The following is a 6423-nucleotide window of genomic DNA, read 5'->3' on the forward strand; positions in this document are numbered from 1 at the left end:
GCGAACGCCGCCGCGCGCTGCTGCGCGCCGGGCGCGAGGCCGGCTGCGAGGTCAGCGCGATGGCGGCGGCGCTCGGTGTCTCCCGGCACACCGCCTACGCCTGGTTGAAGGACTGACCTTCCGGCGGAGAGACTGCGCGGGCGTGCGCACCGCAACGGAGGGGGAAGGCGTGCTGGTCTCGACGGCCGTACGGACGGCGACGAAGCGGCTCATCCCGCTGCTCGCCCTGGCCTATCTGCTGAACTACATCGACCGGGTCAACGTCGGGTTCGCTTCGCTGACGATGAACGCCGACCTGGGCCTGTCCGCGGCCGCCTACGGCCTGGGCGCCGGGCTGTTCTTCATCGGGTACTTCTTCTTCGAGGTCCCGTCCAACGTGATCCTGCACCGGGTCGGCGCCCGGATCTGGATCGCCCGGATCATGGTGACCTGGGGCATTGTCGCGTCGTCGACGGCGTTCATCCAGGGCGAGATCGGCTTCTACGTCGTGCGGGTGCTGCTCGGCATCGCCGAGGCCGGCTTCTTCCCCGGCATCATCCTGTACCTGACCTACTGGTTCCCGAGGGTCGAGCGGGCACGGATCGTCGCGCTGTTCTTCCTGGCCGTGCCGCTGTCCTCGGTGGTCGGTGGGCCGCTGTCGACGTGGCTGATCTCGGTCGGCGACGGCGCCCTGGGCTTCGACGCCGGCTGGCGCTTCATGTTCTTCGTCGAGGGCATCCCGGCGGTGCTGCTGGGGATCGCGGTGCTGTGGCTGCTGCCGGACCGCCCGACCCGGGCCCGGTGGCTGCCCGCCGACCAGGCGGTCGCGCTGGAGGAGCGGATCGCCGCCGAGGACACGGCGGCGGCCGGGCAGGACCGCGGCGTCGCCGCCGCCCTGCGCGACGGCCGGGTGGTGGCCCTCTCGGTGGTCTACTTCGGGATCGTGTTCGGGCTCTACGTGCTGGCGTTCTTCCTGCCCCAGATCGTCGCCGGGTTCGAGCAGCAGTTCGGCGCCGACTACTCGCTGGTCGAGGTCGGTCTGATCACCGCGGTGCCGTACGCGATCGCGTCGGTGACGATGATGCTGTGGGCCCGGCACTCCGACCGCAGCGGCGAGCGGGGGCTGCACGTGGCCGTCCCGGCCGTCGTCGGGGCGGTCGCGATCGCGGGCGCGCTGTACATGGACTCACCGCTGCTGGTCATGGCGTGCGTGACCGTCTGCGCGATCGGGGTCTTCGCCGCCATCCCGCCGTTCTGGGCGCTGCCGAACGCGTTCCTCACCGGTGCCGGGGCGGCCGCCGGGATCGGGTTGATCAACTCCTTCGGCAACCTGTCCGGGTTCGCCGGGCCGTTCGTCGCGGGGTGGCTGAAGGACCTGACCGGCGACTCCCGCGCCGGGATGTGGGTGGTCGCGGTGATGATGCTGATGTCCGCCGCGATCGTGCTCGGCTTCCGCCGGACGGCGCAACGGGTTCCGGCGGCCGATGCAGCCGACCGGGCCGGCGATCATCAACAGTGATGAACCGGTCAAGGATTCCGGAAACGGCGACGTAGTCTCGGTGGCCGGGGCGGCGACAGGGGGTCGCGCGCTCCATTCATCGGGGGCGACGAGAATGACGCAATTCCTGCTGTCTGCGGCCGAGGAACAGGACGGGGCGAGTGGGACGACCATTCTGGTGATCCTCGGCGCGGTGGCCCTCGTCCTCTATATCGGGTCGCTCTACCTGCATCCCCTCACCCGGTGCGGGCGCTGCAAGGGCAGCCCGCGACACTACGGCGCACTCGCCACGAAGTCCTGGCGGAACTGCGGTGCGTGCAACGGCTCCGGCCGCGAGACCCGGCTCGGGGCACGCATTCTGGGAATCGAACCCTGAATGGTTCAGTATCCGATCGCGCTCGCGTAGTGGACCGCGCCGAAGGCGACGGCGGAACCGGTCACGGCGAGGGTGACCACCGCGAAGGGCCAGGCAGGGCGCCGTTCGACGATGCGCAGGACGGTCATGGCGAGCCCGGCGACACCGGCGGCGGCCGCGATCACCAGCGACCCGCCGACCGAGACGAGCACCGCCGAGGAGCTGCACGTCCGCGGCGGGCAGTAGTCGAGGAACGCGACGAGGAAGACGGCGCCGAACACGCCCAGTGCGACGAGCATCCCGGTCGCGGCCAGCGCGGCCCCGGACAGCGCGGCGTCCCAGCGGATGATCGGCCGACGCCCCGCTTCCGGACGAGCGGGACCGGTCGACAGCATGACGTCAACGGTACCGCTACCGCCCGGTACAGGACAGATCGGACATCCATCGTCACCGTTCGGTGAGCGGCCGGGCGCTGCCTCCGGCCTGGCAACCGGGGCACCAGAACAGGTTCCGCGTGCGGACCTCGGCGTGCGCGATCGGGGCGCCGCAGACCAGGCAGGGCTGTCCGGTGCGGCGGTAGGCGTAGACGACGCTGGCGCAGACCGCGCCGCGGTCGGGGGGCGCCAGCTGGGCCGGGTCGTGCTCGGGGCGCAGCGTCTCGATCCGGCCGCGCCGCTCGCCGTCGCGGAGCATCTCGGTCAGGTCGTCCCAGAGCAGGGCGAAGGACCGGTCGTCGAGGTCGCGGGCCGGGGTCATCGGATCCAGTCCGGTGCGGAACAGCGTCTCGGCGCGGAAGACGTTGCCGATGCCCGCGATCACCGACTGGTCCATGAGCAGGGCGGCCAGCGGGACACGGGAGCGGGCGAACCGCTCCCGGACACGCGCCGGGTCCGCGTCGTCGCGCAACGGGTCCTCGCCGAGGCGGGCCCGCAGCTCCTTCACGCCCACGTCGTCCAGCAGTTCGCAGGCGGCCGGGCCGCGCAGGTCGGCGTAGTGCGTCTCGCCGACCATCCGCATCCTGACCTGGCCGCGGGGCGGCTCCTGGGGGAGCGTCCGGTTCGGGAACCGGCCCCACAGTCCGAGGTGGACGTGCACGGTGGTGTCCGGCCCGTAGTGCTGGAACAGGTGCTTGCCGTGGGCCTGCACGTCGACCAGCACCCGCCCGTCGACGATCTCGGCGCCGGTGGTGAACCGGCGCTGCGGGCTGGAGACGGCCACCGGCCGTCCGGCGTAGCGGCGGCGCTGCAGCCGCGCGAGCCGGTGCACGGTGTGTCCCTCGGGCATGCGGAGGGATCCCCCGTGCGGGCGGGTACTACTCCCCCGCGGACACACCCACCGCGTGCCGGGCGGGCGTGCGACCGCGTCCGGCGACGAGCGCGTCGACGGAGAACCGGCCCGGTCCGGTCGCGGCCAGCGCGAGTCCACCGGCGGCGATCACGCCGACCAGCTCCCAGCCGCCCGAGTCGACGAACGGGTTCAGGCCCACGTGCGCGAAGAGGTAGGCCCCCGCCATCGCGACGACGACGGCCAGCCCCGCCACGGTCGTCGCGGCACCGGCGATCAGCAGCAGACCGCCCCCGAGCTCGGCCGCGATGACGAACAGCGCGGAGACCGTGGGCAGCGGGATGCCCATGCCGGCGAAGCTCGACGCGACCCCGCCGACACCACCCGAGAGCTTCTGCAGGCCGTGGGCGACGAGGACGACGCCGACGAGCAGCCGGACGAGCAGGAGTGCGGTGTCGGAGAGCGGCGCGGGGAGCGGTCGCATGGGTTCCTCTCAGTTGTTGAACTTTCACGCTTGCGTTCCCGAGGCTAACAGGATCGTCGCAACGGCGTAGTCGTGGCGACCTGCTCCTGCCCGCGCCGCCGTCACCCCTCCGGTTGCGCCGCGGCACGGCGGGAGATCAGCTGGACCTGTGCCCGAGTTCTCGACGCTGTCCCACCTGGAGTGCTCCCGTACCGGCGAGGTCCTCGACGCCGACACGGTGCAGGGCACCTCGGCCTCCGGTGCCCCGCTGCTCGCCCGCTACGACCTCGACCGGGCCCGGACGCTGGTGACCCCGGCCGACATCGCCGCCCGCCCGCCGGACCTGTGGCGCTACCACGAGGTACTGCCCGTGCGGGACCCCGCGCACGTGGTGACGATGGGCGAGGGCATGACCCCGCTGCTCCCGCTCCCCCGTGCCGGTGCCCGCCTCGGGCTGCCCGGCCTGCGGATGAAGGACGAGGGGCTGGTCCCGACCGGGGCGTTCAAGGCGCGCGGCGCCGCCGTCGGGGTGTCCCGGGCCGCCGAGCTCGGAGTCCGGGCGGTCGCGATGCCCACCAACGGCAACGCCGGTGCCGCCTGGGCCTGTTACGCCGCGCGCGCCGGGCTCGGTGCGCTGATCGCGATGCCGGTCGACGCCCCGGAGATCACCCGGCGCGAGGTCGTCGTCTCCGGCGGGGAGCTGTACCTGGTCGACGGCCTGATCGGCGACGCAGGGAGGCTCGTCGCCGACGCCGTCGCCCGCCGCAACTCCGTCGGGGCGGGGTACCAGGACACCTCGACGCTGCGCGAGCCCTACCGCATCGAGGGCAAGAAGACGATGGGCTACGAGATCGTCGAGCAGCTCGGCTGGCGCTGCCCGGACGTCATCCTCTACCCCACCGGCGGCGGCGTCGGGATCATCGCGATCCACAAGGCCCTGGCGGAGATGCGGGAGCTCGGCTGGATCTCCGGTCCCCTGCCCCGGCTGGTCGCGGTGCAGGCCACCGGCTGCGCGCCGATCGTCGACGCGTTCGAGGCCGGGCTGCGCGAGTCGACGGCCCCGGCCGACCCGCACACGGTCGCGTTCGGGATCACCGTGCCCCGGGCGCTGGGCGACTTCCTCGTCCTCGACGCCGTGTACGACACCGGCGGGACCGCCGTCGCCGTCTCCGACGACGAGCTGCTCGCCGCCGAGCACGCCCTCGCCCGCGACGAGGGCACCTGGATCTGCCCGGAGGGCGCGGCCTGCGTCGCCGCGGCGGGCCGGCTGCGGGAGTCGGGGTGGCTCGACGGGTCGGAGACGGTCGTCGTGCTGAACACCGGCAGCGGCCTGATCTACCCCGACACCGTGACCGCCGACGCGCCGGTGCTGGCGACGGACGGGCGCATCCCGTGACCCACGGCGACCTCGTCGTGATCACCGGTAGCCTGCGCACGTGTCACTCCTGCGACCCGGATCCGAGCCGTCACCCGCACCGCTCTCGCGGTACTGGCGGACCTACGTGGCCGAGTGCACCGAGCAGGTGCAGCGCTTCCACCGGATCACCACGGTGATCTCGGCGATGCAGGTGCGGACGTGGCTCACCGAGATCGGCAAGCGGCTGGACTCCGAGCTGGAGGCGGTGCAGCGCCTGGCCGCCGTCGGCGACTCGATCGAGCCGGCACGGTTCCGGCTCACCGAGCCGCCCGCGAAGCGGATCGCCGCCCGGCTGAACAAGGCCAAGGCGTCGCTGAAGCAGTCGGTCGACCAGGCCGCGGAGATCGCCGAGCAGGCGGTGCTGGACCCGACCCACGACGACGTCCGGGTACACCTCAAGGTCCTCAACGAGCAGGTCGGGCGGCTCGCGATCGCCGCCCCGATGGAGGACGAGCCCGCCGACCGCCCGCGTCGCCGCCGGTGGGGCCGCACGGCGTCCTGACCCCGGCGTCGGGCCCGTGTCCGCCCCCGGGGCCGGCCCCGCGTCCGGCGCGCGGGTGACCGCGGGCGCCCGCACACTCGGGTGATGGACATCGAGGCCCTGCACCCGGTCGGCGCCCGCGTCACCGGGACGTCCCTGCCCGACCTCGACCCGGACGCGCTCGGGGCGCTGCTCGCCGAGCACGGCGTCCTCGTCCTGCCCGGTCAGGACGACGTCGGCGACGACGACTTCCTCGCCTTCCTCCGCGGTCTCGGCCCGCTGGCGTTCACCACCGGTGAGACGCCGCTGGAGACCCACCCGGACCTCAACGTGATCTCCAACGTCGGCCGCGACACCCCGCCGCGCAGCTCGTTCCACGTCGACACCAGCTACGTCGCGGCCCCGCCCGCCTACACCGCGCTGCGGGCGGTGACCGTCCCCGCCCGGGGCGGCGCGACGCAGTTCTCCAACCAGTACCGCGCCTACGAGACGCTCCCGGAGCCGCTGCGGACCCGGCTCGACGGCCGCAGCATCCGCCACGTCGTCACCGGGCTGTCCCCCGACGACGCCGGTACCGAGACCGAGGCCTGGCACCCGGTGTTCCGCCCGCACCCGCGCACCGGCCGGACCGCGCTCTACCTCTCGACCGCGGCCCGCTGCGCCGAGGTCGGCGGGATGGACGCCGAGGAGTCCGCGGCGACCGTGCGGGAGCTGATCGAGCACTCGACGCGGCCGGACAACGTGCTGGACCACCGGTGGGCACCGGGCGACGTCGTGATCTGGGACAACGCCTGCGTGCTGCACCGCGCCGACCACTCCGGCGTCGTCGGGGACCGGGTCATGCACCGCGGCATGGTGCGCGACCACGTCCGGCCCCGCGCCGCCCGCTGAGCTCCCGCCGCGCACCCCGGACGCGGTCGCCGCACCCGCCGCGGAGGGTGCGCGG

General features: G+C 73.4%; 8 protein-coding genes. 5 read left to right on the forward strand and 3 right to left on the reverse strand.

The window, feature by feature from the left end; all coding sequences use genetic code 11:
- Positions 1–169 precede the first annotated feature (169 nt).
- Both GTW08_RS27680 and GTW08_RS27685 read left to right on the forward strand, forming a co-directional pair.
- On the forward strand, positions 170–1498 hold the full coding sequence (locus GTW08_RS27680) for an MFS transporter (protein WP_161152730.1): 1329 nt from the start codon (positions 170–172) through the stop codon (positions 1496–1498).
- Positions 1464–1853 (forward strand): hypothetical protein, encoded by a 390-nt coding sequence (locus tag GTW08_RS27685; RefSeq protein ID WP_161152731.1) that lies wholly within the window; start codon positions 1464–1466, stop codon positions 1851–1853. Before GTW08_RS27680 ends, GTW08_RS27685 begins: the two co-directional genes overlap by 35 nt.
- 5 nt (positions 1854–1858) lie before the next feature.
- On the opposite strand, the gene GTW08_RS27690 is transcribed toward GTW08_RS27685, so the two are convergent.
- The 3 genes from GTW08_RS27690 to GTW08_RS27700 are packed head-to-tail and all read right to left on the reverse strand — an operon-like array spanning position 1859 to position 3600.
- Positions 1859–2227, reverse strand: coding sequence for a hypothetical protein (locus GTW08_RS27690; protein WP_073574216.1), 369 nt, complete (start codon positions 2225–2227; stop codon positions 1859–1861).
- A 52-nt stretch (positions 2228–2279) separates the two neighbouring features.
- Positions 2280–3116 (reverse strand): Fpg/Nei family DNA glycosylase, encoded by an 837-nt coding sequence (locus tag GTW08_RS27695; RefSeq protein ID WP_073574217.1) that lies wholly within the window; start codon positions 3114–3116, stop codon positions 2280–2282.
- Positions 3117–3144: 28 nt separating this feature from the next.
- Positions 3145–3600: a DoxX family protein gene (locus tag GTW08_RS27700; protein ID WP_073574218.1), complete on the reverse strand. Its 456-nt coding sequence runs from the start codon at positions 3598–3600 to the stop codon at positions 3145–3147.
- Positions 3601–3748: 148 nt separating this feature from the next.
- Between GTW08_RS27700 and GTW08_RS27705 the strand changes: the two genes are divergently transcribed.
- From GTW08_RS27705 to GTW08_RS27715, 3 genes are all read left to right on the forward strand, one after another.
- Positions 3749–4975, forward strand: coding sequence for a threonine synthase (locus GTW08_RS27705; RefSeq protein WP_161152732.1), 1227 nt, complete (start codon positions 3749–3751; stop codon positions 4973–4975).
- Between the two features lie 40 nt (positions 4976–5015).
- Positions 5016–5498, forward strand: a complete 483-nt coding sequence (locus tag GTW08_RS27710) for a hypothetical protein (RefSeq protein ID WP_062396040.1) — start codon at positions 5016–5018, stop codon at positions 5496–5498.
- 84 nt (positions 5499–5582) lie between these two features.
- Positions 5583–6368: a TauD/TfdA dioxygenase family protein gene (locus tag GTW08_RS27715; protein WP_073574221.1), complete on the forward strand. Its 786-nt coding sequence runs from the start codon at positions 5583–5585 to the stop codon at positions 6366–6368.
- Positions 6369–6423 lie beyond the last annotated feature (55 nt).

It is taken from the genome of Pseudonocardia sp. SID8383 (genome assembly GCF_009864975.1).
Taxonomy (GTDB): domain Bacteria; phylum Actinomycetota; class Actinomycetes; order Mycobacteriales; family Pseudonocardiaceae; genus Pseudonocardia; species Pseudonocardia alni.

Excerpts from the sequence above, each read along its gene's own strand:
- GTW08_RS27685 (WP_161152731.1), top strand. The coding sequence starts at position 1,464 with ATGCAGCCGACCGGGCCGGCGATCATCAACAGTGATGAACCGGTCAAG.
- GTW08_RS27690 (WP_073574216.1), bottom strand. The coding sequence starts at position 2,227 with ATGCTGTCGACCGGTCCCGCTCGTCCGGAAGCGGGGCGTCGGCCGATC.
- GTW08_RS27695 (WP_073574217.1), bottom strand. The coding sequence starts at position 3,116 with ATGCCCGAGGGACACACCGTGCACCGGCTCGCGCGGCTGCAGCGCCGC.
- GTW08_RS27700 (WP_073574218.1), bottom strand. The coding sequence starts at position 3,600 with ATGCGACCGCTCCCCGCGCCGCTCTCCGACACCGCACTCCTGCTCGTC.
- GTW08_RS27715 (WP_073574221.1), top strand. The coding sequence starts at position 5,583 with ATGGACATCGAGGCCCTGCACCCGGTCGGCGCCCGCGTCACCGGGACG.